Raw genomic sequence first — 25,264 nt, 5'->3', positions numbered from 1 at the left:
ATGGCTAGAAAGCTTCTCACGGCGGCCGAGTGTCGGCTGTGTGTCGATCGCGTCGTACCCATCGAACTGAAGCGGGAGGCCGCGGCGCGCTCCATCGAGGTGAACCCGGAGAACGATCCGGCGCCCGTACTGGCCCGGGTGAAGCGCGCGGGCTCCTCGTGGCATCCGCTCAAGCTGGCGCTCGAGACGGGCAAGCGCTGGAAGCCTGGGCAGACGCTGCGCATCCGGTTCCTCGACGGCAGCCCGACGCAGCGCCAGCGCGTCATGGAGATGGCGAACCAGTGGATGCAGTTCGCGAACATCCGGTTCGACTGGAAGGGCGGTCCGGGGTCGGAGATCCGCATCTCGTTCTCGGCCGATGCGGGCTCGTGGTCTGCCGTGGGCACGGACTGCCTCATCACGCGGTACTTCCCGAAGAACGAGCCGACCATGAACTTCGGCTGGCTCGAGGACGACACGGACGACGTCGAGTACCGCCGCGTCGTCGTGCACGAGCTCGGTCACGCGCTCGGCTGCATCCATGAGCACCAGAACCCGAAGGGCGGCATCCAGTGGAACGTGCCCGCGGTCATCGCGGCCTTCAGCGGCCCGCCCAACAACTGGTCCGAGGAGGAGATCCGCTTCAACGTCATCGACAAGTACTCGCTCGATCAGCTCAACGCGACGCGGTTCGACCAGAACTCCATCATGCTCTACGGCTTCCCGAAGGAGCTCATCAAGGGGCCGCCGTCGCTGCTGCGCAGCGGAACGCCGAGCAACACGCGGTTGTCGGCCCGGGACAAGTCCTTCATCCGGAAGATGTACCGGCCCACGAACGGCAAGGCACACCGGGCCGCCGGGCGGTGGACCGCCGTGTCCCAGCACGGCCCGATGATGTAGCGGGTCCGGTGGCTCCGGCGCAGGCCGCCCGGAAACACGGGCGGTCCGCTGCCGCGCATCAGCGCCGGCACAGGAAGATGTCGTCGAAGGCGCCGTCTCCGAGGGGCCGCTTCAGGGGCTCGACGCGGAAGCCGGCCTGGGTGAGCACGCGATCCCAGGTGTCCCGGGTGAAGAGCCCCTCGACGTGCCGGTCGTGGACGGCCTGGACGGTGTCCCCGTCGCGCAGCAGGAACGCGAAGTCGACCTGGTAGGTGCTGTCCTCGGGGTGGGGATCCCACGTCCACATGAGGCCGCGCATCGAGCGGCCTCCGCGGTCCTCCTCCAGCGTCTCCGTGGTGTCCTGGAAGGTCTCCCGCAGGGTGTCCGGCGCGAAGATGGCGCCGCCGCCGGGCCGCGTGTGCTCGAACGCCGTCCGGGCCGCAGCGAGCAGGTCCTCCTCCGTCAGCATGTAGCAGATGGCGTCGTGGACCAGCACCGCGTCGAACGTCCGGCCCAGGCGCAGGGTGCGCATGTCTCCGTGGACGTGCTCGCAGTCCGGGTTCTGCTCGCGGCTGAGCTGCTGCATGCCCGGGGAGAGGTCCGTGAGTGTGCAGGTGAAGCGGCGCTTCAGGTGCAGCGCGGTGTTTCCGGCGCCTGCTCCGAGCTCCAGCAACGTTTGCGGCCGCGGGGAGATGATGTGCTCGAACGCCGACTGGAAGCAGACGGCCTCGTCTTCATGGTCCTCGGGAGGGTCGACCAGGGAGTACCAGGGCACCAGCTCGCTGTAGAGGAGAGGTTGCATGGGACGGGGTTCTAGCACCCACCCGTTCCGTCCCGCCGGGAGCCGGCCGCCGTGGAATGAACCTTCATTCCGCCGCCGCGTCAGGGAACGCGCGGTGGGCCGTCACGCGCTCCTGTTCGGGCGACGGACACCCGGCGAAGGAGCGCATGCGGATGGCGAGGTCCCGGAAGCGGCTCCTCAAGGGGGATGCGGTAGGGCTGGCGAAGCTCGAATGCGCCTTGAGGGGCGAAGACCCCGACATGGTCCCCCACGTGGCCGCCGATAAACTCGCCAGTTACCGTGAGGGGCTGAGACTGCTGACCCGAGTCCTCTCATCGCCGGGAGACCCCACGCTTCGCGAGGCCGCTGTCTACGGATTCGTGTTCGCACACCTTGCTCCAGAGCACCTCGTGCTCCTGCGGCGCATCTACGCGAATCCGCACGAGGCACCGGGCGTCCGCTCACAGGCCGCGGAGGCGCTGGGCTCTCACTACTCGAACTACCGGCACATCTGGCAGCGCCGCTACCGCCGTGTCATCGATTTGCTGGTACGCGGGCTCGATGACCCAGAGCCCGCGATCCGGTTCTGGTCCATCTACGCGCTGGCCGGACACAAGGACCCGAGGATCCGTCCCAAGCTTCAGGCCATCGCGGAGAACGACACCGCGACCGTTCCCGGGATGTGGTCACTCCGGCAGGAGGCGCTCTGGGCCCTCGACTGGGGGACGGACCTCGTCCTTCGCGATCCCCAGTCATTCTGAGCAGGGGCCCGCCCATCTCCCTTCACGCCCAGGGAGACGGGCTGGCCCGGCCCTCCAGGGCGTGATGCCGAGCATCCGGTTCCCAAGGAGGGCCGTCCCCGGATGGGGGGCGGGTTTCCCTCGGCCGAGGAGGCTCGCCGCGTCCGGCGGATGATTCCGTGCTGGGGCACGGAGTCATCCGCCTGGATGCAACCGGGTGTCTCAAGAGTCCGGCGCGGTACAGGCGATCGCCCGTTCAGGCCACGACTCCGTGCTTGGGGCGCGGAGTCGTCCACTCTGGACTCAACAATGAGCGAGTGGGGCGGCGCCTACTCGCAATTGTATTGGATATACACTTTGGGGGAGGGGACCGCGTTGCAACTCGAGCCGAGCGTCGAGCATGGCTGACCCTCCGGGTTGGCGGAGGCGCACCTTTGAGGCGGGCAGGAGCCGTTGCAATACAAAACCCCGCAGAGTTCGTCGCAGAACCCCTCGTTGCCGTTTGTATCCCTGCGCCATGTTCCACCGACGGTGACGCATGCTCCATTGCTGCACGTCTGTCCTGAGGAACAGGTCTGGACCAGGGTGTCGGTGGATCCACACGTGCCGCCGCTGACGCAACCGGTGCCGGTGGTCCTCCGGACGGTATTGCCGCTGCAGTAGGTCGTGCTCGCGGTGGAGCATGTCTGGACAAATGAATCCGAGGAACCACAAGCCCCACCACTGCAGCCGGTGCCCGTGCTCCTGCGGATATCGTTGCCGCTGCAGTAGGTGCTGCTCGCGGTGGAGCACGTCTGGACAAGTTGCTGGGCGGACACGCAGGAGCCACTGAGGCAGCCGCTGTTGACCGTTCTGTAGACGGTATTGCCGCTGCAGTAGGAGCTGCCGACACCCGTCTGACACGTCTCGACAAGTTGCTGGGCGGACACGCAGGAGCCACTGAGGCAGCCGCTGTTGACCGTTCTGTAGACGGTATTGCCGCTGCAGTAGGAACTGCCGACACCCGTCTGACACGTCTGGACGAAGTTGTCGCTGGAGTCACAGGAGCCACCGCTGCAGCCGGTGCCCGTGCTCCTGCGGACATCGTTGCCACTGCAATAGGTGCTGCTCGAGGTGGAGCACGTCTGGATGAGGGTGTCGCTGGAGCCACAGGAGCCGCCGCTGCAGCCGGTGCCCGTGCTCCTGCGGACGGTGTTGCCACTGCAATAGGTGCTGCTCGAGGTGGAGCACGATTCGATGAGTTGCTGGGTGGACCTGCAGGCGCCGTTGACGCAGCCCTGGTAGACGGTCTCATAGGCGCCGTTGCCGCTGCAGTAGGCCCCGCTGGTTCCCGTCTGACAGGTCTGGACGGCGGTGTCGGTGGAGGTACAGGCGCCGCCGCTGCACGTTCCGGTGCCGGTGGTTCTGCGGACGACGTCACCGCTGCAGTAGGTGGTGCTCGCGGTGGAGCAGCTCAGGGGCGCGCCACCGCATGAACCGGCGCCATTGCAGACGTCGCCCGTGGTGCAGCTGTCGCTATCATTGCAGCTCGTCCCCGAGGCCTTCGGCACGTAGCTGCACGTCCCGTTGGAGCAGGTGCCCGCCGCCTGGTAGCACTGGCTGGGCGGGCTGTTGCAGCTCAGCGCCGCGCCGCCGCACGTACCGGCTCCGTTGCAGACGTCGCCCGTGGTGCACGCGTTGCCGTCATTGCAGCTCGTCCCCGAGGACTTCGGTGCGTAGCTGCACGTCCCGTTGGAGCAGGTGCCCGCCGCCTGGTGGCACTGGCTGGGCGGGCTGTTGCAGCTCAGCGCCGCGCCGCCGCACGTGCCCGCGCCGTTGCACACGTCGCCCGTGGTGCAGCTGTTGCCATCGTCGCAGCTCGCCCCCGAAGCCTTCGGGACATAGCTGCACGTCCCGTTAGAGCAGGTGCCCGCCGCCTGGTAGCACTGGCTGGGCGGGCTGTTGCAGCTCAGCGCCGCGCCACCGCACGTGCCCGCGCCGTTGCAGACGTCGCCCGTGGTGCAGCTGTTGCCATCATCGCAGCTCGCCCCCGAAGCCTTCGGGACGTAGCTGCACGTCCCGTTGGAGCAGGTGCCCGCCGCCTGGTGGCACTGACTGGGCGGGCTGTTGCAGCTCAGCGCTGCGCCACCGCACGTACCGGCGCCGTTGCACACGTCGCCCGTGGTGCAGGCGTTGCCGTCATCGCAGAGGGTCCCCGCGCTCTTGGGCGGGTAGGTGCACGCGCCGTTGCTATACGTGCCCGGGGAGTCATGGCAGGCGTCCGGAGGCGTCGTGCAGGCCGGCACTCCCGCGCAGACTCCCGCCCCGCTGCACACGTCGTTGAGGGTTCCTCCGTTGCCATCGTCACACGCGGTGCCCGCGGCCTTCGGTGCATAGGTGCACGCACCCTCGCTGCACGTGCCCGCCGCCGCGTAGCACTGCCCGGGCGGGCTGTTGCAACTCACCGGCGTCCCCGCGCACCCTCCGGCCCCGTTGCACGTCTCCTCCACCGTGCACGCGTCTCCGTCATCACAGCTGGCGCCCGAAGCCTTGTACGCGTAGGCGCACGCTCCATCGCCGCCGCACGTCCCGTCCGCCACGTAGCACTGCCCGGGCGGACTGCTGCAACTGGTGGCGCTCCCCGCGCAAACGCCCGCGCCATTGCACGCGTCCTGCCCGGTGCACGCATCCCCGTCATCGCAACTGGTGCCCGAGGCCTTCGGCGCGTAGCTGCAAACCCCGTTGCCGCACGTCCCGGCCGCCTCGTAGCAAGGCCCTGGGGCGCTGTCGCAGCTCACCCCCGCGCACGCGTCATACGCATACGTCTCCGCCGTCTTCAGGCTCGCGCCGCTGACGCTGATTCCGCCCGCCACCAGCACCTTCCCCCGCCCCTCCAGCGGCACTGCCACGTGCACGTACCGCGCGCCTCCCATCACGGTCGTCACGCTCCACAAACGGGTGTCCGGGGCGTACACCTCCGCGCTGCCCAGCGCGTTCGTCGCCGCGCTGCCGTACATGCCTCCGGCCACCAGCACCTGTCCCGTGCTCAGCGGCACCGCCGTGTGCAACTCGCGCGCGGTGCCCAGCGCACCCGCCGCGCTCCACAGCCCCGTGCTCGGGTCGTATTCCTCCGCCGTCGCCACCAGCCCGGTGCTGCTATTGCGCCCGCCCACCACCAGCACCTTGCCGGAAGGCAGCAGCGTCGCCGTGTGGTTGTGGCGCGCGGTCGACAGGCTTCCCGTCGCAATCCAGGTGTTGCTGGAGGGCGTATACAGCTCCGCGCTCGTCAGGCTGGTGCTCGCTCTTCCGCCCACCACCAGCACCTGGCCCGAGGGCAGCAGCGTCGCCGTATGGTTGCGTCGCGGCATCGCCAGATTCGCCCCCGCGCTCCACGTGCCAGAGGCCGGGTCATACACATCCACCTTGCCTTGCGGTCCCGAACCGTTCCCGCCGCCCACCACCAGCACCCGGCCCGAGGGCAGCAGCGTCGCCGTCAGGGAGTCTCGTGCCACCCCGGTGGCGAAGCTGCCAGCAGAAGTCCAGGCATTGGAGGCGGGGTCATAAAGGGCCGTGGAAGCCAGACGGCCAGTCGCGTTCTCGCCACCCGCCACCAGCACCTTGCCAGAGGGCAGCAGCGTCGCGGTGAGTACCTGCCGGGGCTCCGGCATCGGGGCCGCGGCCGTCCAGGTGCCCGTGCCCGGATCATAAAGGGTCGCGGAGGACAGATACCCGCTGGTGTTGTACCCGCCCGCCACCAGCACCTTGCTTGAGTTCAGCGCCACCGCTGCGTGGTACTTGCGCGCCTCCGCCATGTCCGCCGTGGCATTCCACCCCTCTACGAGAGGGGACGCGTTGCGAGTCAGCGTCTGCTCTTCGGGCGACTTGCTACAGCCGATGACAACGCAGAACAGCCCCAACAGCAGAGCCCGGCCGGCTCTCATTGCTTGCATGACATCCCCATGAATGGAGGCTGTCTCCACGCCCCCCGTTGACTGACCTTCGAAGGCCAGGGTGCCTCACTTATCGTGAAAAAAACAATCGCACTGCTGATCATCTGGACGAATGAGCTCATACGCCAATCCCACCCGCAGACAGGGGTTTGGGGTGACTCATCCGAGTCGGGATTCAGTCATCCAGGTTGATGATTCGCGTCAAGCTGTTGCGTCACGGCGAGCCCAGCGCCAGGTGCAGAAAGAGTGGTGCTTCTGGCAGCAGCTTCTCCAACGCCAGCTTTGGTTTGAACACAAAGTAGAGAAGCATGCTGAGCAAGCCCAGGATGAAGATGGCCCGGGTGAACTGCATACAGAAGCCCAGCGGGCCGTTGACCGGCGTGAAGGGCATGGCCTGGCAGGCGGTGCAGAACTTCAATGTGGCGCTCGGTCTGCTCGCCGAACCTTTACGAAGCGCCGTACGTCTCCTGATGTCGCGCACGTCCCGCTGTATGCGTGAGATTGGAACGGACAATGGTGCTCAAGACGCGCGGGAACTGGCAGGACATGCCAAGCTACCCACGGAGGATTCATTCACGAAAGCCGGACCTGCCCGTAGCCATTGCCGCCCTGCTGGGCGGCCTCTGGAGGCAGCCCGCGTCAGCCCAGCCCCCGATTTGTGAACGATTCGTGACCGGGTACGGCGGAGCCGCAAGGGTGAAACTTCAATCCTGACTCTTGATGGGGGCTGGAGGTTTTTCGGTTTTCCAGTTAGTTCCCGGTGGAGATGAACATCGCCAGTCATTCTCCCCGTGAGCGGCAGGAGCCGCCCGCGTCGGTCCATCCGACGGAGACCGGATCCGTCGACGCGATCCTCCGACGTGACCCGTTGGGCGCATACGCAGACATGGACGAGGGCACCCGTGCCCGCTACCAGGCCGCCTGTCAGGAGTTGGCTTCCGGGTCGAGACAGACACCTGCGTCCGTCGCACGCGCCGCCGTAGCGTGGAGCGCGGAGAGGGGTGGCAACGATTCGCGTGACCGTCACGTTGGAGATGCGTTGCTCTCTCGTGGCAGGCCGGAGTTCGAGGTCCACCTGGGGTGTGCGGTGCCCGCGCGTACCCGCCTGTCCAGGGTCCTGGTTCGTCACGCGGCACCTCTCTATGTCGGGGTTGTGTGTCTTTTGACCCTGCTGACGCTGCTGGGGCTGGAGCGCGCGCTGGCCGCGTCCGGGCTCGACGCCGCGGACCGATGGCCCCTGGTCGTCCTGCTCCTGCTGCCGTGCCTGGAGCTCTTGCAGGGGGGCGTCGACGCTGTCTTCACGCGGTGTTTCAAGGATCCGCCACCGATGCCCAGGATGGACCCGGAGCGGGTCTTGTCCAGGGAGACACGGACGCTGGTCGTCACGCCCCTGCTGGTGGCGAGCCTGGACGACATCGAAACCCAGCTCCGGAGGCTGGAGCGCAACTTCCAGGGCAATGTCTCCCCGGAACTCTTCTTCGCGTTGCTGACAGACTTCCCTGACGCCAGTCAGAAGGAACTCCCCGAGGAGGCGGGAATGCTGCTCCGCCTGGAGGACGGCATCCGGCTGCTCAACGCGCGGCACTGCCCCCAGGAAGCGCCGCGCTTCTTCCTGCTGCATCGTGAACGGCGGTGGAATCCCGTGGCGCGCCGTTGGATGGGGTGGGAGCGCAAGCGGGGCAAGCTGGAGGAGCTCAACCGGCTGGTGCTCGGGGCGGACGACACGAGCTACGTGGGGCCCGTGCCGGGCGTCGTGCGGACCTTCCGGTATGTCATTACCCTGGATGCCGACACGCACCTGCTCCCTGGCTCCGCGGCGCGGTTGGTCGCCGTCCTCCACCACCCCCTGAACCAGGCCCGGTTCGACGGCGACAGCCAGCGCGTGGTGTCCGGGTATTCGATGCTCCAGCCCGGGCTGCGAGGAGAGCTCACGCGACCGGCATGGCTTGCGATGCGAGGCGTGAAGACGTCCCTCTTCCGGCGCAAGACACGCGAACGCACCAGCTTGAGTCAACGCGCTTTTGGCATCGACGAGTTCGTCGGCAAGGGCATCTACGACGTGGCGGCCTTCGCCCGGAGCCTGGAAGGGCGCATCCCCGAGAATGCCGTCCTGAGTCACGACAAGCTGGAGGGCATGTTCTCGCGGGTCGCGCACGTTCCCGAGATCCAGATGTTCGAGGGACGCGTCACGGACATCGCCGGGACCGCGCGCATCTGGCACCGCTGGACCCGAGGAGACTGGCAGTTGTTGCCCTGGCTGCTGCCAGGGGTGCCCACGCGAGGCGGCCGGTGGGTCGTCAATCCGTTGAGCGTGATCGACCGGTGGCGGATCTTCACGGACATGCGCCGCAGCCTGAGCGCTCCATGGGCACTGCTCGTGGTGACCTACGGATGGTTGTGGACGCCGGGGAGCACTGATGCGTGGGCCTGGACGCTGGGCGTGGCGGGGTGGTTCTGTCGCCGTCCCGTCCTCGGTTCGCTCATGTTCGTCGCGTGGACCGTCTGGCGGCTTCCCCCACCGCGTCACGTTCCGCGGTTCCTGCTCTCCACTGCCTACGGCACGCTGCTGGATGCCTTGATGGAGCTGGCGGTCCTGCTCCCACTGGCGGGAGTGATGATGGACGCCATCGCTCGCGCGCTCTATCGGATGGGGGTGGATCGCACCCGCATCCTGGATTGGACGACGCATTCCCAGGCGAACCAGAAGCTCCGCGCCATCTCGTCCCTGATGCTTCCGGAGTTCTGGCGCGCGGCACTGCTGGCGCTGGTCATCGCGGGGGCGCTCGCCACCATGAACCCGGGGTCGCTGCCCTGGGCGTCGCCCATGCTCGTCGCCTGGGTTCCCCTGCTCGTCTTCGCGCGGAAGGACCGGGCGGCCCCGCCTCTGGAGGAAGGGCAGGGGGCTCCCGCGGAGTTGGCGCGGCGCTGCTGGACGCTCTACGCGCGGGCGTGCGACAGCCGCGATGCGGACGCGAAGCCCACCGCCGTGGATGCGGCACTGGGGCTCGTGGCTCCCTTGTGCGCGCACCACCTGGGCTGTCTGGAGTCAGCGGCCCTGGTGTCGAGGCTCGACGAGGCGCTTGGCGCGGTCGAGCGGCTCGAACGGTTCAGGGGACATCCCCTCACCGGAGGCGGGCTCCGAGGACTGTCCACCTCGGAGAGCGGCATGCTGGCCTCCGCGCTCATCGTCCTCGAGAGCGCCCTGGAGGGCATGCGTCGCGCGGGCGTGGCCTCCGCTTCCATCGAGGCCTGTGAGGCCCGCGCGCGGGCGCTGCGTGAGGGCATGGACTTCGCATTCCTTCACGACGCGTCGAGCGGCCTTCTCCACGAGGGCCATGACGTGGGGGCGGGGACGCCAGCCCCGCGGCTCCATGCGGCCTTCGACGACGCGGGACTCCTGGCGAGCTTCGTCGCCATCGCGGAAGGGCAGTTGCCCCTCCGCCATTGGCAACGGCTGCTGGAGTCGCACCTGGAGACGCGGGGGGCTGGGACGCCGGATGCCCATGCGGCGGTCGAGCAGCTGGCCCCGTCCGTGTTCCTCTGGTTTCCTCCCGCCACGCTGCTGGAGGACGCGGCGCGCCCCGCGGTGGAGACCGCGTCCCGGCCCGAGGCCTCCCTGCACCTCCAGGCACTCGCGCTCCGGTTCAAGCCGGGCAGTCCCGTCGACGGTCTCCAGGCGCTGCTGGAGGCGGAGCCCCTTGCATCCCCCCGGTCGCTGGGACTGACTTTGCTGGCTCTGACCAATCTGGCGTGTGACGACATCCTGATCCAACACTTCCACCGGCACTGGCGGATCGCGTGGATCGACGTCCTTGTCTATGAGACGAAGGAAGCACCATGACAGTCATTGGCACGGCACGGACGCAACCGAACGACAACGTCCAGGAGGGGCGGTTGGCTTCGCTCCGGAACATCCTGCCGGTGCTCCGCATGGTGTGGGAGTCGGGTCCGAGGACGGTGGTCGCCCACCTCGTGCTCCGGACGCTGGCGGCGTTGATCCCCCTGGCGGTCCTCGTCGTCGCGCGGTGGATCGTCGATGGCGTCGTGGCCAACGCCAGCGCGGGGCTCGGGATGACGAGCCGGCTCTGGGGATTCGTCGCGCTGGAGTTCGGGCTGGCGGTCCTGGGCGCCGTCCTCTTCAGGGGGATCGACTACGTGGGCGTGGTGCTGCGCGAGAACTACGTGCGGCAAGTGAGCTTGCGGTTGATGGCGCAGGCTTCGCGGCTGGACCTCGCGACCTACGAGGACCCGGCGTTCCATGACCGCCTGGAGCGGGCTCGGGCCCAGGCCACGGACCGGCTGGTGATGGTTGCCGCGATAGCCCGCTTCCTGCAACTGGGGCTGACGACCGTGAGCCTGTGCGTGGGCATCATGGTCTTCTCCCCGTGGATCCTGCTGAACATCGTGGTCTGCCTCGTGCCCGCGGCACTGGGCGAGGCGTACTTCGGGGCGCGAGTGTATGCGCTGAACTTCCGGCACACGCCCAAGCGGCGTGAGCTCGACTACCTGCGACAGCTTGGCGCGAGCAGGGAGAGCGCGAAGGAGCTCAAGATCTTCGGCTTGAGCTCGTTCCTGATGGGCCGCTACGAGAGCGTGTCGGGAGAGCTCCGGGACGAGGTCGTGAAGCTGTCGCGACGCGCGCTCGCGGGCCTGTCCCTGCTCTCGGTGGTCAGCTCCCTGGGCTACTACGGCGCCTATGCCTTCGTCGTCTACCAGGCCGCACGCGGGTCCCTGAGCGTGGGGGAGCTCACGTTCCTCGCGGGGGCCATCGCGGGAGCAAACCGGACGCTCCAGGAGTTCTCCGTGACGGGTGCGGGCATCGCGGACCAGGCGCTCTACATCCGCGACATGCTGGCGTTCTTCGCGCTCCAGCCGTCCATCCGCTCGTCGACGAACGCGGTCCCGGTCCCCAGGCCCATCCGCAAGGGATTGGAGTTCCGCGATGTGACCTTCACGTATCCCGGCAGACCCGAGCCTGTCCTCCGGGGCGTGAGCTTCCACATGGCTCCGGGGGAGCGCATCGCGCTCATCGGGGAGAATGGGCAGGGGAAGACGACCATCGTGAAGCTGATGATGCGGCTCTACGATCCGAGCTCGGGGCAGATCCTGCTCGATGGCGTCGACCTGCGGGACTACCGGCTGGAGGACCTGTGGCACGAGGTCGGTGTCATCTTCCAGGACTTCGCGCGCTACGAGATGACGGCGCACCACAACATCGCGGTGGGCCGTATCGAGCAGCACGAGGATCCGGCGCGCATCCTGGAGGCCGCGCGCAAGAGCCAGGCCGACGCGGTGATCGACCGGTTGCCGGGCCGGTACGCGCAGATGCTGGGACGCCGCTTCGACGGCGGACTCGACCTGTCCGGAGGCGAGTGGCAGCGGATCGCGCTCGCCCGGGCGTACCTGCGCGACGCGCAGATCCTCGTCCTGGACGAACCGACCGCGGCGCTCGACGCCCGTGCGGAGCTGGACGTCTTCAACCGGTTCGGTGAGCTGTCGAGCGGGAAGATGGCGCTGCTCATCTCGCACCGGTTCTCGACGGTCAAGATGGCGGACCGCATCCTCGTCCTGGAGAACGGGAAGGTCGTCGAGGAGGGCCCCCACGAGCAGTTGGTCGCCGTCGGGGGGCGCTACGCGACGATGTACGAGCTACAGGCCTCCCGGTACCGCTGAGCGCCTTCGCCGCGGATGGCACGGCAACACGGCGGCGTGACATCGGGGACAACTCGGCGTGACGGAGGCGTCATCGCGCACGGAGATTCTGGAGTGAAGTTGAAAACATCCAGCAGCCCGATGCAGAAGGCGCGCGGCGGCCCGAAAAGCGCGCTTCCCGTGCCAGGGCCGCCGCTAACCGGGAGAGGGTATGTTTCGCACGTTGTTGACCGTCACATTGGCGCTGGCCCTGGGCTGCGCCACGCAGGAGGAGCCCACGCCGGCTCCCACCGCGCCCCCGACCACTGCAAGGGCCGAGTCCGCGCCGTTGAAGGAGAAGGTGTCGCGGCTCAACGACCGGCTGCGCCGGGGCGAGAAGGCGGGACTGACGCCGCTGTTGCGCGAGCGCGCCGATGCGCTGGGCTCGCTGATGGACGTGGATGCGGGCGCCGCGCTGGCACTGTCGCTTCCCGAGTCCGTGCGCGTGAGCCTCGCCCGGAAGCAGCCGGACGCGATGCCGCTGCTGGAGGCGCGCGGGGACTTCGAGGGGGAGTTGGAAGTGCTCGTCGCGGACAACCCGGCGCGGACGGAGGCGCGCACGGAGCACTTCCTGCGCGTGAAGGGCGAGCGGCTCCAGGTGCGCTTCGCGAATGCGCCGTCCGGGGATTTGCGCAGCGGCCTGCGCGTGCGAGTGCGGGGCCTGAAGCTGGCCGCGCGGCTGGCGGCGGAGGACACGCAGGTGGTGCGCCAGGCGTTCTCCGCCACATCCGCGTGCCGCACCACGGGGGACCAGCGCTCGCTGGTCATCCTCGCCACCTTCCCGGGGCAGCCGCAGACGCTCACCGCGGAGCAGGTGCGCGAGGTGTTCTTCTCCACCACGCAGCGCTCGCTGACGCGCTACTGGCAGGAAGCGTCCCAGGGCCGCACCAGCGCCAGCGGCGACGTGGTGGGCTGGTACACGCTGAACCGGGGCTACTCGTGCGCCGAGTCGGACGCCATGCGCGTGGCCGCCATCGCCGCGGCCGACGCGGACGTGGACTTCCGGCAGTATGACCGCATCTTCATCGTCCACCCGGAGGCGACGGGCACCAATTGCTCCTACGGCGGCCTGGGCACGCTGGCGTGCTACACGCAGCAGACGCAGGACGGCCCCATCACCGCCTCCACTGCGTGGCTGCTCGCCGACTACATGAGCCCCAATGACCTGGGCGTGGAGTTGGTGACGCACGAGGGTGGCCACAACCTCACCCTGCACCACGGCAGCGCGCGCGACTTCGGGGCGGAGGCCCTGGGCCCCGTGGGCGCGCGGGGCACGCTCACCGAGTACGGCGACAAGTTCACCTCCATGGGCGACTGGAACCTGGGCCACTACGCGGCGCCGCACAAGGTGCGCGCCGGTTGGCTGGAGCCGAGCGCGGTGGCCACGGTGGACGGCACGGACGGCACCTTCACGTTGTCCCCGCTGTCCGCGCCCATGGGCAGTGGCCTGCAGGCGCTGAAGGTGCGCCGCGGCTTCTACGGCGACGGCTGGCTGTGGCTGGAGGCCCGCCGGCAGGTGGGCGACTACGACGTCAGCTTCTTCCCCTCGCAGGTCTACGGCGGCGCGTTGGTGCACTACGAGGACGCGTACACGGGCAGCTACACGCACCTGCTGGACTTCACGCCGCAGACGTCCGAGTGGTGGGATCCGGCCTTCCTGCCCGGCACGTGGACGGACCCGTACACCAACCTGCGCCTGTCGGTGGACGCCGCCACGCCCGCGGGTATCACGGTAAGCGTCCACTACGAGCCCGTGCCGTGCGTGCGCGCGCCGCCGACGGTGACGTTCGACACCTGGTACGACTACGCCGCGCCGGGCTGGCAGGTGGACAGCGGTCTCTCCATCACCAACAACGACACGGTGGGCTGCCCCACCTCCACCTTCGCGCTCTCCACGTCGATGCCCGCGGGCTGGCCGACCACGAACCTCCCCGCCAGCATCACCCTGGAGCCCGGCAATCAGCGCTCCCTTTACTTCACCAAGGAGGTGCCGCAGGGCACGCCGTACGCCACGTACACGGTGGACGTCACCGTCGCGCGTGACGGCGCGAGCATCACCGCGGAGGACACGCTGGATGTGATTGCGCCGTGCCAGCAGGCGCCCATCGAGGTGCGCTTCGACCGGGCCTCGCAGACGGTGAGCGCCGGGGACACGGCCGCCTTCGGCGTCACCCTCGTCAATCACGACTCGCGCGCGTGCGGGTGGTGGTACTTCGAGCCCGCGTCCATGCTGCCCGCGGGCTGGGCCACGGACTATGATCAGTTCGGCTTCGACATCGAGCCCGGCGGCTCGTTCGAGCTCACGATGTACAAGACGGTGCCCACGGACGCGCAGGGAACCTATGCCGTGGACCTCCAGATTCTGCGGGACGGCTATGTTGTGGAGACCACCGCCACGGCCTCCGTCACGGTGAATCCCTGCGTGCGCTCGGCGCCGACGCTCAGCGCGCTGCCGTCGACGGTGGACGTGGTGCCGGGAGGGACGGGGAGCTACACGCTGTCCGTCACCAACCACGACGCGGCGACGTGTGGAGGCTCCACATTCACGCTGGCGCTGGATTCGGACCCGTGGGGCTCGGTGTTCTCCGCGTCGTCGCTCACGGTGGCTCCCGGGGCCACGGCCACCGCGACGCTGACGGTCACCGCGCCTTCGAACGCGGGCGCGGGCAGCCGCTCCTTCGAACTGGGCGTGCTGCGTGACGGGGTGTCCGTCGGTGGCGTGCAGTTGGAGGCGCGCGTGGTGTGCGTGCCCCGTGTGCCGTCGGTGGGCTTCACGCCGGCTTCGGCTACCGTGGAGGCGGGAAAGCCGCTCACCATGACGATGACGGTGACGAACAACGACAGCACGGCGTGCGCCGCGAGCAGCTTCTCGCTGGGCGCCTCGGCACCGTCGGGCTGGACGTCGGGCCTGTCACAGACGGCGCTCTCGCTGGCTCGTGGCGCGAGCGGACAGGTGCCGCTCACCGTGACTCCTCCGCAGACGGCGTCAGGTCGCTTCACGGTGAGCGGGACTGCTTCGCACACGGGCGCGAGCGCGGCGCTGGGCAGCTTCACGGTGGATGTCACCCCGCTGCCGCTGAAGGCCACGCTGTCGGTGCCGGCGCTCAGCTACAGGCGCAACGGTCTGGTGCTCGTCACGACCCTCGTGACGCGAGGAACAGGCTCCGCGCAGGCAAGCGTGCGATTCAGTCTGCTCCGTCCGGATGGCCTCACGGACGTGCTCACCGTGTCCACGGATGCCAAGGGCAAGGCAGGGTGGAGCTACGTGGCGCGCGTGCCCGGTGCGCACTCCGTCACCGCCACCGCCACGGCGGGCACGGAGACGGTCACCAGCAACACGGTGGGCTTCACCGTGCAGTGACGCGTCGGGTGTCCGTGCGGCGGGCCGCTGCACGGTCCCGAGTTGAGCGTGAAGCAGGAGGCCGGGCTCCTGGGTCTGGAGCCCGGCCGATGGCTCGAGGAGAACGTGATGGCGGCGCCCTTCTCGACAGTGGGCACCAACTCTCGACGCCCGTCCTGGCGCTCCTGGCGGACGCGGAGCTGTGCCGTGAGGCGAAGCCCCGGCTCAGCCCGGCAGCACTCGCCACAGTCGCGGAATCATCCCCAGTGACCAGCTCTCCGCTTCGAAGGGGATGCCGGGCACGCGCGTGAGGCGTCGCGCCTCACAAGAAACCGCATCTGTTCGTCCGATGCTTCTTCGTCAGCCCCTGCGCATGTCGAGGTGCGGGATGCCGTCCTCGTCGTAGATGTCGCTCACGGCCACAAAGCCGAAGCCCTCGTAGAAGCGCTGCAGGTAGGCCTGCGCCCCGATGCGCACGGGAGCGCCCGGAAAGCGCTCGGAGAGGAAGAGCAGGCCGCGCTCGACCAGGTCGCGGCCCTGCCGCTGTCCGCGCAGCGCCGGCGGGGTGACGACGCGGCCGAGGCTCGCCTCGGGGAACTTGAGGCCGGGCGGCAGTGCGCGCAGGTAGGCGCCCAACTGCCCCGTGCCCGGGACGCCCCCGAGCAGGTGGAAGCACTCGGCGTCCAGGCCGTCCGCATCGAGATAGAGGCTCTTCTGCTCCACCACGAAGACTTCGGAGCGCAGCGCGAGCAGCCGGTACAGCTCCTCGAGCGTGAGTTCGCTGAAGCGCTTCCACTGCCAGTCGAGAGAAGAGGGGACCATGGTGTCCTGTCACTTTATCCTCAACTGGGGGCAATCCCCCTTCAGGGGGAGAGGCACCCGCCCAATGGCGCGCTACAAGACGCGGGCACGCAGCACTTCGTCGAACGCACCTTCAGAACCGACTGCGAAGAACGCTCGAAATGCTGAGGGCCGTTCAGGGTTCTTGGTCAGACAGGCATGTTGAGGCGAGCCGCCTGGTAGAGAAGGTCCAAGCGGCCGTCGACGCGCAGCGTGGCGAAGATGCTTTTCACGTGGCTCTTCACCGTGTTGCGGGAGATCCCCAGCTCCTCGGCGATTCGCTGGTCGTTCCAGTTGCTGAGCACGCCCATGGCGACAGTGACCTCGGAGGGGGTGAGCTCGCACTTCATCTGCTCAGGGAGCGGGATGGAGTTGGGGAGCTCGTTCATCATGAGGGCCCATTTCCGGGGCCCCTCGGGGGCACGCAGTTCGATGAACCGGACCACGCGGGAGCAATTCCCGTGCATGCGGACCCAGGTGTCCTTGCCGAGCCGGGCATCCGGCGTCATGCGCACCAGGGCGTCCAACTGCTCCTTGAGGGGGATGGGAATGCCAGACGAGTGGAGGTCGGAAGGGGCGAACCATTGCTCCAAAAGGACGGCGGCGTTCGGGGAGCGCAGCACCTCGCGGTGGGGTGGCTCCACGACGAGGATGGCGCCATTGGGGCGGCGGTAGAGCTCCTCGAGGATGTTGGCGTAGGTGGCGAGGCCCTGGGTGACACCGCATTTGCGGATGGCTCGGCTCAGGTGCCGGGTGATGCTCGCGAGAGCGTCGGCGTTCTGGGCGGAGAAAGGGCGTGGCAGGTGTCTGTAGAGCGCGAGGGCGGCGACGACGCCGGGGCGGATGGTGAGGAGGACAGCCATGATGTGCTCCATGGGCGGCCCCAGCTCGATGCTGCGTTGGCGGATGAAGCTCCCCTCGAACTTCCTGCGGGACATGAGCTGCGAATCGCGGACGACCCAGTTGGGCCGGGCGAAGATAGGTCCCCGGAAGAAGTCATGTTCAATCACCTCGTCGTACCGCTCGAGGATGGGAAGGCGATGGCCCGGAACGTGCCATTCGTACCCTGGCGAACGCCCACCCTCCATGAGGCACAGCGCCATGGCGTCGGCCTGCGCGAGTTGGAGGAGGTGGGGCCGGAGTGCCTGGAGGGCTTCAGGAAGGCTCAGCGGGTCATGGAGGGCGAGGAGTGCCTCATCCCTGAGCGAGTACTCGGCGGCAGTGAGATTCGATAGACGGACCATTCACCCTCCTGGAGTAGGCCACCCCGCGAATTGTACGAGGTGACCTCTCATCCATAGCCACCGACTGAAAACCTGTCCCCCACTCTCCAGAGGGATTGACTGAGCCTGGCCAGGCTCAAGCGCGAGCGCCAATCTGAACGGTTGGAGCAATGGTGCATGACCTCCCGAATGGGAAGGCTACCATCGCAAATGCTCGCGCAGTGGGTCTCTTTCCTACAGCCGGAGTGACGCACCGGGTCCCTGAATCGGGTCAAGGCGCTGCGCGTCCGCCGATCTCGGGGAACCGCTCGTAGGTCCGCTTGAGCGTGTCCAGGTGGGCGGGGTTGTCCAGGTCGAGCGGCGCGTCAGTGAGCTGCACGACCCAGCCGCCCGATGCCGTGCGCCGCGCCCGTGAAAGCAGTTCGGCGTCGCGGGTCGGGTCCGGAAAGCCGAGGGCCTGAGCGGCGGCAGCGGACCAGTAGTTCAGCCACCCGAGGTAATGCGGAATTTCAGGCGAGCGGATGTAGTCCGGAAACCTAAGCGCTGGGAGCCCGCGTGGTGGGACACCCGGCTTACGCACCGGATCAATCGTCTGCTGCGAAATCTCGACGGCCGCGTTGGACGGCGTCGCGCGTCCCCAGAAAGCGCGAGCGCCTTCCCCTATGGCTGCCAGCACATCCGCTCCCGCCGCGATACCGGCTGCGTCCAGGTGCAGCGAACCGTGAACCTCCAAGTGCGGCGGGCTCCCTGCCGCAAGCCCGTTCGGATTCTCCCATCCGGTAATCGTTACCGGGCGGTTCTCGTCATCGTTGCAAAGGAACGGAAACCCGTTGTCCGCCCTATCTGAAACGACCCATTCGTCGCGGCGAGGCAACGCAAGAAGAACTTCCTTTTCAGAGAGCGTCCACTCTAGCCGCAGACCAGGAAGCGCGCCTTCCATCCCGTGAACGATAGCGAGAGGTCGCCTGTCGTCATCCACGAGCGCAGGCGCATAGACAATGATGCCAAGTTCATTAGGAAGGACCGCCATGTTAGCACCAATCCATGACAACAACCGCGAGGGTGTTGTCCAGCTTCTCAATAGCGGCTTTGTGCGCAGCGCTTCGCACGCCAACAACAAACTTGTATCCACATGCCTCTGCAAGTCTTCTTTCGCGTTGCAGCTCCGGTAGCTTCACTCGTGCAAAAAACTGCTGGGAGCGCAGGTTGTGCTTGTCGAATTCATCAGTCTTGACGTCCCATAGAGTCCGCGTAACGAGCACCAGCGCGTCAAACTGCTTGCCATTAACAAGCACGTCCCAGCCGGGGAAGCTGTTCTGCGGAAGGAGGTCGGCGCAGTCGTTGTGCGGGTCATTGCCGCCACGATGCGGCACTGGGACGGGCCTGCACTCAGGACTGCGCTCGCGCTCCGGTGATCCGGGCGGCACCGGGGGGAGCCAGTCCTGACCCGCTGGCTCGGGCTTCAGCTTGGGCTTGCGTTGCACTTCAGCTTCCCGGGATGCCACCTGCGTTCCTCGTGAGGCCCCAGCTTCCTCGGGGTAGGCGTGCCGCAGCTCATACGCGTCCAGCGCCTCTTTGATGGCGACGCCGACCACCACCACGCCAAGTACGATCACGGCTCCCACGGCAATCTCAGGAGCCGCCAGTACGCAGAACCCGATTCCCACGGCAGCGGCGTCAGCGGAGGCGACCGTGCATCTTCCCGTGGTGTCGTGGAACTCGATCCGGTCATGGTCGAGGGTCCGATAGCACTTCTCTATCAGTACGGGCCAAGGCTGGGACGCTTCGCGGACAACGCACCGCCCGTCGTCAGCCCAGGGCAGTTTCGCCGCTCGAAGGAGGTTGGCAATCCTCGGGTTCTGGGGCACACGCTCTCTTGGGGACGGTGCCGACGTAGCGCACGCGGAGAGGATGAGCAGAATTGCGGCGCAGGCGCGGAATCGCATGGTCACGTTTCTTCAATCGAGCCAGCGAGCCATGGGAGCAGGGCTGGCCGCTTGTGGGATACTCCAGGACGAGACGCGGACATTGATGGGGCCTCTAGATTTCGGCGCTTGCAGTCGACGCCCCTTATTTTGCTGGCGCAAGAAATGTGACGATCCAGGCGGAGAATGACCCCCAATTGACTCCACGGAGCGCAATGAATGCGAGTTGATTTTTCGAGATTTCGCCCTGATCGATATCATCTGGAACGAGTGCAGTGTAGGTTTGTTGTGGTGCTTTCGAGTTGTCAGCAATTGTGATTTGCCAGAAGCGCATCGCTCCAGTTCCTCCGCCCCAGGGTTGCTGGTAGACGAACTGGCTGCTGACAAAGACGCTCGCCACGTTGCCGGCGTGCACCTCGATCTTGAGCCGAATGGTGAGGGGCCTGGGCGTCCATTTCGTGACGTAGAATGAGTCGAAGTAGCTCACCCACGTGTTCAGGGGCCCGTCAGCGGGCGACCAGTCGCCGCATGTACTTCCCAAAGCGCACGGGATCGTATGCTGATAAATCTTTACGCATTATCTCTCGGCGATACTGAAGGCGAAAGGCTTCGGCGCGAGCTGCCTGTAGCTTGCTCTCAATTTGGCTGATGGCCTTGTGTGCAATTGAGGAGGCTGCGTCCAACTCCTTCTGGGCCTGAACGAATTCGGGCGCGAATCGATCCCGTACTGCCAAGTCGGCGGCTTTCAAGCTCCCGTCGGCTTGGCGTTCGAGCACAGCAAGGCGCTCTCGCTCGCGCGCTACCTGAACTCGGACAGAATTGATCTCATCAGCGTTCTTTTGCCACATGCGGTCAAGCTCAAGCTCCAAATCAGCATGGAGCTTGGCGTACTTGCCGCGGATGTTCTGGGTGGCGCTCCCATCTAGCTTCGTGGGCATCATGGAGCGAGCCTGGCGCTCGACTGCTTGGCGCCAAATCCAGAGCGCATGCGCTCTGGCAGGACCGATGCCGTGCACGTGTTGCACCGCGTGCGGCGACGAAATGCTCGCGGCCGTGTAGAACCCCGCCATGTCCAATTTGTATTTTAGTGCAGCCTTGACGCCCGGGATGTCTGCATTACCTAGCGTTGCTCGATGCAGCGCGGTGGAGATGAACTGCTTTTGCAAGGCCTGCAGCGCATCGTTCATTTCCGATTGTTCGCTGAGCGTTACTTCTGCGATCCGCTGCTGCAGGCCAGAGATTCGTGCGCCTGAATCCCTTTGGATGATCCCGAGTCGGTCACTCTCAAAGAGGTCCACGGCTCGCTGTTCCTGCGTAATCTGCGCCCGCTCTGACTGGTGCTTTGTGTTATGTCGCTCCAGTTCCTTGGCTTTCCTCTTCTGGATTGTCTCTTCGGCCTTGCGATGTTGCTCGCTCACTACTGTGAGCTCACTCTTCACGTGCCTTAATTCATTCGCGAGCGACGCAACGAGTGATTCACCCTTATGCGCGTCTTTTTTTGCTTCATGAAGATTGTGGCGTGCCTGTGAACGAGCTTGGGCGGCTGGCTCTCGATGATGCTGAAAGAGAAGAAAAAGCACAATAAAGAGCGCGACGAATGGAACAGAGAAGAGCGCTAGTGCAGGTAGCGCCCCACCCAAGACTCCGATTCCGACCACGAGCGCGAAAATGACACTATAGGCCGTTATTACCTGTTCACTGGCCTTGCTCCCAACGAATTGAGCTGACGCTTTCGTGGGGGGCTCAACGAAGTCGAGGACCCAAGAAGCAGGAGCGTCGGCTGGGGTCTGCGATGAGGGAGCAGTTGGCAACCTTGGTGCATGGGCGGACTTATGATCACCCACCCAACTTGGAATGGCACTCGACTGAGATGTTGGCGGTGCGGTCTGAAGCAGATTGCCGTCAAGTGGGGGAACCTGACCGGCAGGAAGAGAGAGCAAAGTCTTGAAGAGCGCGGTGAGCGATCGAACACTTTGCTCTCGGGAGTTCAGGAGCGCGAGCAGTACCTTCGATTTCTCAGGCTCGGAGAAGTCGCGCTTACGAAAGAGCAGGCAGTCGTCGCCGCCTTTGAATTGGTCCCAGAGCTGCGGCTGGCTTGCGAGCGCCAAGATGGAAATGAGAACCACCCATGCGGAGAAGTTGTCGAGGTCCGGGCCAAAGAGGTCACCTCGCTTAGGGTGTTGGTAGTTGTCGTGTCCGCGCTCGTAACTCGTGGAGCCTGCCAACGAAGGCACGAACATTCCGTCATAGTCGATAAGACGCAGTTCACCGCCGACGATGAGGACGTTCCCGTGTTGAAGGTCTCCGTGGGCGATTCCGGACTGGCGCAGTGCCCGAGTCATTTCGACCCACTTGGTCGCCAGTGCAAGCAACGCCTTCGGGGAGCGCAGGTTTCGTTCAATGTGCGACCCAAGAGACTCGCCGTTAAGCCACTCCATCTTCAGGATGGGCAACCACTGGCCCCGTACCTGAATGCCCTTTTCGATGAGTGTGAAGCCCACCGCGTAGCGCAGCTTGGTTCCTTCGAGGTGCCTGCTTATTTCCGCGTAACGCCGCTTCTGGTCGGGGTGGATCGAACGTGTGAAGCAACGTACTGCCCATGACTGCGTGCCGCAGTTCAGCCGGTATACGGTCGCAAAGTTCCCGGACCTTGCTTTAGGGAATGGAAGTGCCGGACTGGTGAGTTCGGGCTGCCCGGATTTCAAATCCGGGTCGCTGAATACTTGGCTTGGATTCTGAACAGCCTCTTGGTACTCGCTATCGGTAGGAAGGGACATTGACGCTCCGTTAGAAAACGTCAATCCGCATCAAGGTCGAGTCGTCGTTCTTGAGCGTGCCTTCCCTGCGCAGTCGCGCAATCATTGCGTCGAAGGCCTCGGCTTGGTCCTTCGTGTTCAGGTCTCGGAGGACACGCCAAGGAGCGCGTCCTGCTTCGTCCTCTGCCATGAACCAACAAGCAAGGGCGTCGGTCATCAGGTACAGCGTATCGCTTGGCTCGCAGGTGCCTTCTGCGATGCGAAGGTGCTCTTCGATAGCTACCGAGTCGCCCAGGTTGCTCGGAAGCAAGAAGGGTGATGAGCCGAACTCAGATGAATGCTCCAGTGGGAAGCGAAACACGACGCGTTCAGCTCGCACTTGCACGAGACAAGAGTCTCCGACTGCTTGGGCGCGCCATGTCGAGTGCTCTTGCCCATCGCGACCAGTCCGAAGGTGCAGGCTTAGGAACGACGCGAACGCCCCATCCTGGGCCTTGACTGCCGCGTACCATGGAAGCTCTTTCCTCCCGACCTCGGCGGCCCATCGAGGGCGTGCGCTAGCCAATAGGCTTGGCACATCCATGGTGTCGTTGGACTCGAAGAACAACGACACGAGCAGTCGTGCCCACACGCCTGAAAACGAACTCTCAGTGGCTCCGTCAGAGATTGCGAAGCGAAAGGAATCGCCGGTTTTGCGCGCCGGTCCCTTCGAAGAAAACGAGTCCTCGTACTCGGCGACCGAACTTCCGGCCTTCTGCACCCAAAAGACTTCTTCGTTGATCTCCACTTCCATGCGTCACCTACCGCAGGTTGCTGGGCCGCGTGCCGATGTTCAGGAACTTGATGACGGCCACCATGTCCGCGTTGAAGACGAAGCCGCGAGTACCATCGGAGGTCTTGATACCCTCCTGCTCGGCGGTGGTGCGCATTCCCGGCGTGAGTTGGCTCGACATTTGAAAGAGCAGCTTGGCGAACTGGTCAGGGAGCACCACCTCGGTGTCCGGGAATTCGATCGGCGTGCTCCTCCTTGAGGAGAGATGCACGTTAAGGAAGAGAACCTCTCCGTCGCTGCTTCGGAGCTTTCGAAGAGCTTCGGCGACGGCGGTGGGGTCGCCGTCGGTTGCTTCCCCGTCGGTGATATTCACGACGATGGGAGGAAATGCATCGGGGTGTTGGCGCAGCCATCCTTCCAGAACTTCCTTGGCGCGCGTGATTGCCTGACACATCGGCGTACCGCCATTCGCGACTGGCTCGAACCAGATCGGGAACCTGATCTTCTCCTTCAGAATGCCGCCCGCGCCATCATCGCGCTCGCGGGTACGCTCGTCGATCCGAGCGGGCGAGTTTCCGACCTCGCTGATAAGCACCGTGTCACGACCCGCGAGCGAACCGCTGAACGCGGAACCGACGCTGGCTCCGTAACCGAGGACGCCGACGTGAAAATAGTCGCGGATGCCCTCCTCCTTTGCGCACTTGATGACCAGGTTCTGAAGGAGTCGGTTTGTTGCATCTGCAACGCCATCAGCCTTCTTCTTTTGCGATTCACCGCTGCCACCGAACGGGTCAGCCATTGATCCCGACTGGTCTACCAAGAACAGCAAGCACGTCGGGTTGCTTCTGCTGATTTCTGCCGAGTAAGCCACGACGACCCCCATGAAGGTTTCCCGCCGAGACGGCTGCGGTCTGGTGAACTTCCCATCAATCAATGGAGCTCTCAAGAGCCGAATGGACGACGTCCGGTACCCGCTTGAGCTACGACTACAGCGAGTCCTCCGCGTCGTTTCCAACAGGAGGCGAAGACGGAATAGCTGGATCGCCAGTCTTCAGGGTGTGCCGGGCACGAGGGGGGGCGAACTCGTAGCCTCTACATTCGGGAGACCTGCCTCGGTCCATGTTCACCCAGGGGGCTGTGGGGTAGATGCCGGGCAGGCTGCCTCGGAATGAAGTGATGAATGGGTTCAATCTGCCCGGAGCAGTCTCCATTCCGGTGGAGCGCTTGGGGGTTGGCTCGTCACGCCTCATCATAGGCAGCACTCTTCTATAGGGGCGTAGTGCGCATGCGGGTTGAGATACCCGTTCCGCTGGATGCCAGCCCGGTCGAGTGTGTACGTGCACCTGCTTCTCCCCCAGACGAAGTCCAGTGCGAACTCCGGCGAGATGATCCGCTTCACGATCTCCGCTGGACATGACGAGGGGCGTCACTGCTCGTTGTGCTTTACTCAAGGCGCTGATGGCCGGGCGCTCCCCGGCCCGGTGACGCCGACGCGGCGTCTGCTTATTCCAAAGGACCGACCATGAAGAAGCTGCTCGTAGGAATGATGCTGGCTGTGATTCCGCTCGTGGGCTGTGGAGCGGAGGTCGACGGTCTGTCGGAGCAGGGCCAGATTGTCACCACGGAGGATGGCGCCGAAATGGTCATCGAGCATCGCTCGGAGCTGGATGAGGCTCAGTCCGAGGACGTGTCCGCCATGGGCGCGTCCTGTTGGGTCGTGCTGGAGTACTGCAAGGACCCGAAAACGGGCCGGCCGAACTGCGCGCAGACCCACTGCAACATGGACGAAGCCGTCAAAGCCTGTAAGGCCCTCATCAAGAAGCATTGCTGAGCTGCGCTCCAGCCCCAGGGGCGAGGGCGGGCAACTCCGCGTTGTCTGGCAATTGGGATGACGTCAAATGCTGCTCGGACCTGGCGCGGCCAACCAGGGCGAAGAGGGCAATCTGGACCAGGCCCTGAAGTGGACGGCTCCGCCGTACCCTGTGCGCATGGCTCCAGACACCGACGAAAGCAACCCCTGACGGCGGCGGTACCAGGGCACCACCATTCAGCACCCTCTGCGTCACTGCACACCGGGCGCACAGTTCGGCCTGGCACTGAGGCGCACGCTCCGCCCCTGACGAACCGTGACGGGAGAAACACCGCGCCATCTAGAGGCTGGAGACGCTTCGGGGCCAGAAAAGACCGAGGCCGGAAACCGCTGGGTCTCAGCGGCTTCCGGCCTCGGTCCTTCAGTGTCCCCGACGGGATTCGAACCCGTGTTACCGGCTTGAAAGGCCAGCGTCCTGGGCCTCTAGACGACGGGGACGTCGTCACTGCTTGAGTCGCGGGGGGCTCGAACCCCCGACCCTCGGCTTAAAAGGCCGGTGCTCTACCAGCTGAGCTAGCGACTCGCTATTCTTTTTTTGG

At 65.8% G+C, this 25,264-nt stretch carries 18 protein-coding genes and 2 tRNA genes; 7 read left to right on the top strand and 13 right to left on the bottom strand.

What is annotated here, in order from left to right; all coding sequences use genetic code 11:
* Positions 1-879, top strand: coding sequence for a M12 family metallopeptidase (locus D7Y04_RS27820; protein WP_121761225.1), 879 nt, complete (start codon positions 1-3; stop codon positions 877-879).
* 58 nt (positions 880-937) lie between these two features.
* Here the strand turns inward: D7Y04_RS27820 and D7Y04_RS27815 are convergent, their stop codons facing one another.
* Positions 938-1,660, bottom strand: a complete 723-nt coding sequence (locus tag D7Y04_RS27815) for a class I SAM-dependent methyltransferase (RefSeq protein ID WP_121761224.1) — start codon at positions 1,658-1,660, stop codon at positions 938-940.
* Positions 1,661-1,812: 152 nt separating this feature from the next.
* On the opposite strand from D7Y04_RS27815, the gene D7Y04_RS27810 reads away from it, so the two are divergent.
* Positions 1,813-2,400 carry a HEAT repeat domain-containing protein gene (locus D7Y04_RS27810; protein ID WP_158627594.1) on the top strand — a complete coding sequence of 196 codons (588 nt, stop codon included), beginning with the start codon at positions 1,813-1,815 and terminating at the stop codon, positions 2,398-2,400.
* 308 nt (positions 2,401-2,708) lie between these two features.
* On the opposite strand, the gene D7Y04_RS27805 is transcribed toward D7Y04_RS27810, so the two are convergent.
* Positions 2,709-6,308 carry a kelch repeat-containing protein gene (locus tag D7Y04_RS27805; protein WP_121761222.1) on the bottom strand — a complete coding sequence of 1,200 codons (3,600 nt, stop codon included), beginning with the start codon at positions 6,306-6,308 and terminating at the stop codon, positions 2,709-2,711.
* Positions 6,309-6,522: 214 nt separating this feature from the next.
* Entirely contained in the window at positions 6,523-6,789 is a 267-nt protein-coding gene (locus D7Y04_RS44125) for a hypothetical protein (protein WP_147477201.1), read from the bottom strand.
* 681 nt (positions 6,790-7,470) lie between these two features.
* On the opposite strand from D7Y04_RS44125, the gene D7Y04_RS27800 reads away from it, so the two are divergent.
* From D7Y04_RS27800 to D7Y04_RS27790, 3 genes are all read left to right on the top strand, one after another.
* Positions 7,471-10,149 (top strand): hypothetical protein, encoded by a 2,679-nt coding sequence (locus D7Y04_RS27800; RefSeq protein ID WP_121761221.1) that lies wholly within the window; start codon positions 7,471-7,473, stop codon positions 10,147-10,149.
* A complete protein-coding gene (locus D7Y04_RS27795; RefSeq protein ID WP_121761220.1) occupies positions 10,146-11,981 on the top strand; it encodes an ABC transporter ATP-binding protein in 1,836 nt (611 codons plus the stop codon). Before D7Y04_RS27800 ends, D7Y04_RS27795 begins: the two co-directional genes overlap by 4 nt.
* A gap of 190 nt (positions 11,982-12,171) precedes the next feature.
* Positions 12,172-15,360 (top strand): NEW3 domain-containing protein, encoded by a 3,189-nt coding sequence (locus D7Y04_RS27790; protein ID WP_121761219.1) that lies wholly within the window; start codon positions 12,172-12,174, stop codon positions 15,358-15,360.
* A gap of 339 nt (positions 15,361-15,699) precedes the next feature.
* Here the strand turns inward: D7Y04_RS27790 and D7Y04_RS27785 are convergent, their stop codons facing one another.
* From D7Y04_RS27785 to D7Y04_RS27755, 8 genes are all read right to left on the bottom strand, one after another.
* The gene (locus D7Y04_RS27785; protein ID WP_121761218.1) at positions 15,700-16,161 is read right to left on the bottom strand and encodes a GNAT family N-acetyltransferase; all 462 of its coding nucleotides are present in this window, start codon (positions 16,159-16,161) and stop codon (positions 15,700-15,702) included.
* A 167-nt stretch (positions 16,162-16,328) separates the two neighbouring features.
* The gene (locus tag D7Y04_RS27780; protein WP_121761217.1) at positions 16,329-17,423 is read right to left on the bottom strand and encodes a LuxR C-terminal-related transcriptional regulator; all 1,095 of its coding nucleotides are present in this window, start codon (positions 17,421-17,423) and stop codon (positions 16,329-16,331) included.
* Between the two features lie 250 nt (positions 17,424-17,673).
* Complete coding sequence (locus D7Y04_RS27775; protein ID WP_121761216.1) at positions 17,674-18,432, bottom strand: DUF5953 family protein; 759 nt, start codon at positions 18,430-18,432, stop codon at positions 17,674-17,676.
* Position 18,433: 1 nt separating this feature from the next.
* Complete coding sequence (locus tag D7Y04_RS46835; protein ID WP_366928211.1) at positions 18,434-19,027, bottom strand: DUF6310 domain-containing protein; 594 nt, start codon at positions 19,025-19,027, stop codon at positions 18,434-18,436.
* 445 nt (positions 19,028-19,472) lie between these two features.
* A complete protein-coding gene (locus D7Y04_RS44120; protein WP_147476206.1) occupies positions 19,473-19,814 on the bottom strand; it encodes a hypothetical protein in 342 nt (113 codons plus the stop codon).
* Between the two features lie 19 nt (positions 19,815-19,833).
* Complete coding sequence (locus D7Y04_RS44115) at positions 19,834-22,104, bottom strand: hypothetical protein (RefSeq protein WP_147477200.1); 2,271 nt, start codon at positions 22,102-22,104, stop codon at positions 19,834-19,836.
* Positions 22,105-22,114: 10 nt separating this feature from the next.
* Entirely contained in the window at positions 22,115-22,876 is a 762-nt protein-coding gene (locus D7Y04_RS27760; RefSeq protein ID WP_121761213.1) for a protein phosphatase 2C domain-containing protein, read from the bottom strand.
* A 7-nt stretch (positions 22,877-22,883) separates the two neighbouring features.
* Positions 22,884-23,738, bottom strand: coding sequence for a vWA domain-containing protein (locus D7Y04_RS27755; protein WP_199749739.1), 855 nt, complete (start codon positions 23,736-23,738; stop codon positions 22,884-22,886).
* A gap of 639 nt (positions 23,739-24,377) precedes the next feature.
* On the opposite strand from D7Y04_RS27755, the gene D7Y04_RS27750 reads away from it, so the two are divergent.
* Both D7Y04_RS27750 and D7Y04_RS46415 read left to right on the top strand, forming a co-directional pair.
* Positions 24,378-24,686, top strand: coding sequence for a hypothetical protein (locus D7Y04_RS27750; protein ID WP_147477199.1), 309 nt, complete (start codon positions 24,378-24,380; stop codon positions 24,684-24,686).
* A gap of 67 nt (positions 24,687-24,753) precedes the next feature.
* On the top strand, positions 24,754-24,876 hold the full coding sequence (locus D7Y04_RS46415) for a hypothetical protein (protein ID WP_255428670.1): 123 nt from the start codon (positions 24,754-24,756) through the stop codon (positions 24,874-24,876).
* Positions 24,877-25,090: 214 nt separating this feature from the next.
* Here D7Y04_RS46415 and D7Y04_RS27745 read toward each other — a convergent pair.
* Positions 25,091-25,163: transfer RNA gene (locus D7Y04_RS27745), tRNA-Glu, on the bottom strand.
* Between the two features lie 12 nt (positions 25,164-25,175).
* A tRNA-Lys gene (locus tag D7Y04_RS27740) sits at positions 25,176-25,248 on the bottom strand.
* Positions 25,249-25,264 lie beyond the last annotated feature (16 nt).

Source organism: Corallococcus sp. AB038B, assembly GCF_003668955.1.
In the GTDB taxonomy this organism is placed as follows: Bacteria; Myxococcota; Myxococcia; order Myxococcales; family Myxococcaceae; genus Corallococcus; species Corallococcus exiguus.
Note: the sequence above shows the minus strand (reverse complement) of the source record. Positions and strands in the feature narration are given on the sequence as shown.

What these genes read in the sequence shown, in the direction of transcription:
- D7Y04_RS27810 (WP_158627594.1), top strand. Translation starts at nt 1,813, where the DNA reads ATGGCGAGGTCCCGGAAGCGGCTCCTCAAGGGGGATGCGGTAGGGCTG.
- D7Y04_RS46415 (WP_255428670.1), top strand. Translation starts at nt 24,754, where the DNA reads ATGCTGCTCGGACCTGGCGCGGCCAACCAGGGCGAAGAGGGCAATCTG.
- D7Y04_RS27820 (WP_121761225.1), top strand. Translation starts at nt 1, where the DNA reads ATGGCTAGAAAGCTTCTCACGGCGGCCGAGTGTCGGCTGTGTGTCGAT.
- D7Y04_RS27785 (WP_121761218.1), bottom strand. Translation starts at nt 16,161, where the DNA reads ATGGTCCCCTCTTCTCTCGACTGGCAGTGGAAGCGCTTCAGCGAACTC.
- D7Y04_RS27750 (WP_147477199.1), top strand. Translation starts at nt 24,378, where the DNA reads ATGAAGAAGCTGCTCGTAGGAATGATGCTGGCTGTGATTCCGCTCGTG.
- D7Y04_RS27805 (WP_121761222.1), bottom strand. Translation starts at nt 6,308, where the DNA reads ATGCAAGCAATGAGAGCCGGCCGGGCTCTGCTGTTGGGGCTGTTCTGC.
- D7Y04_RS27780 (WP_121761217.1), bottom strand. Translation starts at nt 17,423, where the DNA reads ATGGTCCGTCTATCGAATCTCACTGCCGCCGAGTACTCGCTCAGGGAT.
- D7Y04_RS27760 (WP_121761213.1), bottom strand. Translation starts at nt 22,876, where the DNA reads ATGGAAGTGGAGATCAACGAAGAAGTCTTTTGGGTGCAGAAGGCCGGA.
- D7Y04_RS27815 (WP_121761224.1), bottom strand. Translation starts at nt 1,660, where the DNA reads ATGCAACCTCTCCTCTACAGCGAGCTGGTGCCCTGGTACTCCCTGGTC.
- D7Y04_RS27790 (WP_121761219.1), top strand. Translation starts at nt 12,172, where the DNA reads ATGTTTCGCACGTTGTTGACCGTCACATTGGCGCTGGCCCTGGGCTGC.
- D7Y04_RS27775 (WP_121761216.1), bottom strand. Translation starts at nt 18,432, where the DNA reads ATGGCGGTCCTTCCTAATGAACTTGGCATCATTGTCTATGCGCCTGCG.
- D7Y04_RS27795 (WP_121761220.1), top strand. Translation starts at nt 10,146, where the DNA reads ATGACAGTCATTGGCACGGCACGGACGCAACCGAACGACAACGTCCAG.
- D7Y04_RS27755 (WP_199749739.1), bottom strand. Translation starts at nt 23,738, where the DNA reads ATGGGGGTCGTCGTGGCTTACTCGGCAGAAATCAGCAGAAGCAACCCG.
- D7Y04_RS44115 (WP_147477200.1), bottom strand. Translation starts at nt 22,104, where the DNA reads ATGTCCCTTCCTACCGATAGCGAGTACCAAGAGGCTGTTCAGAATCCA.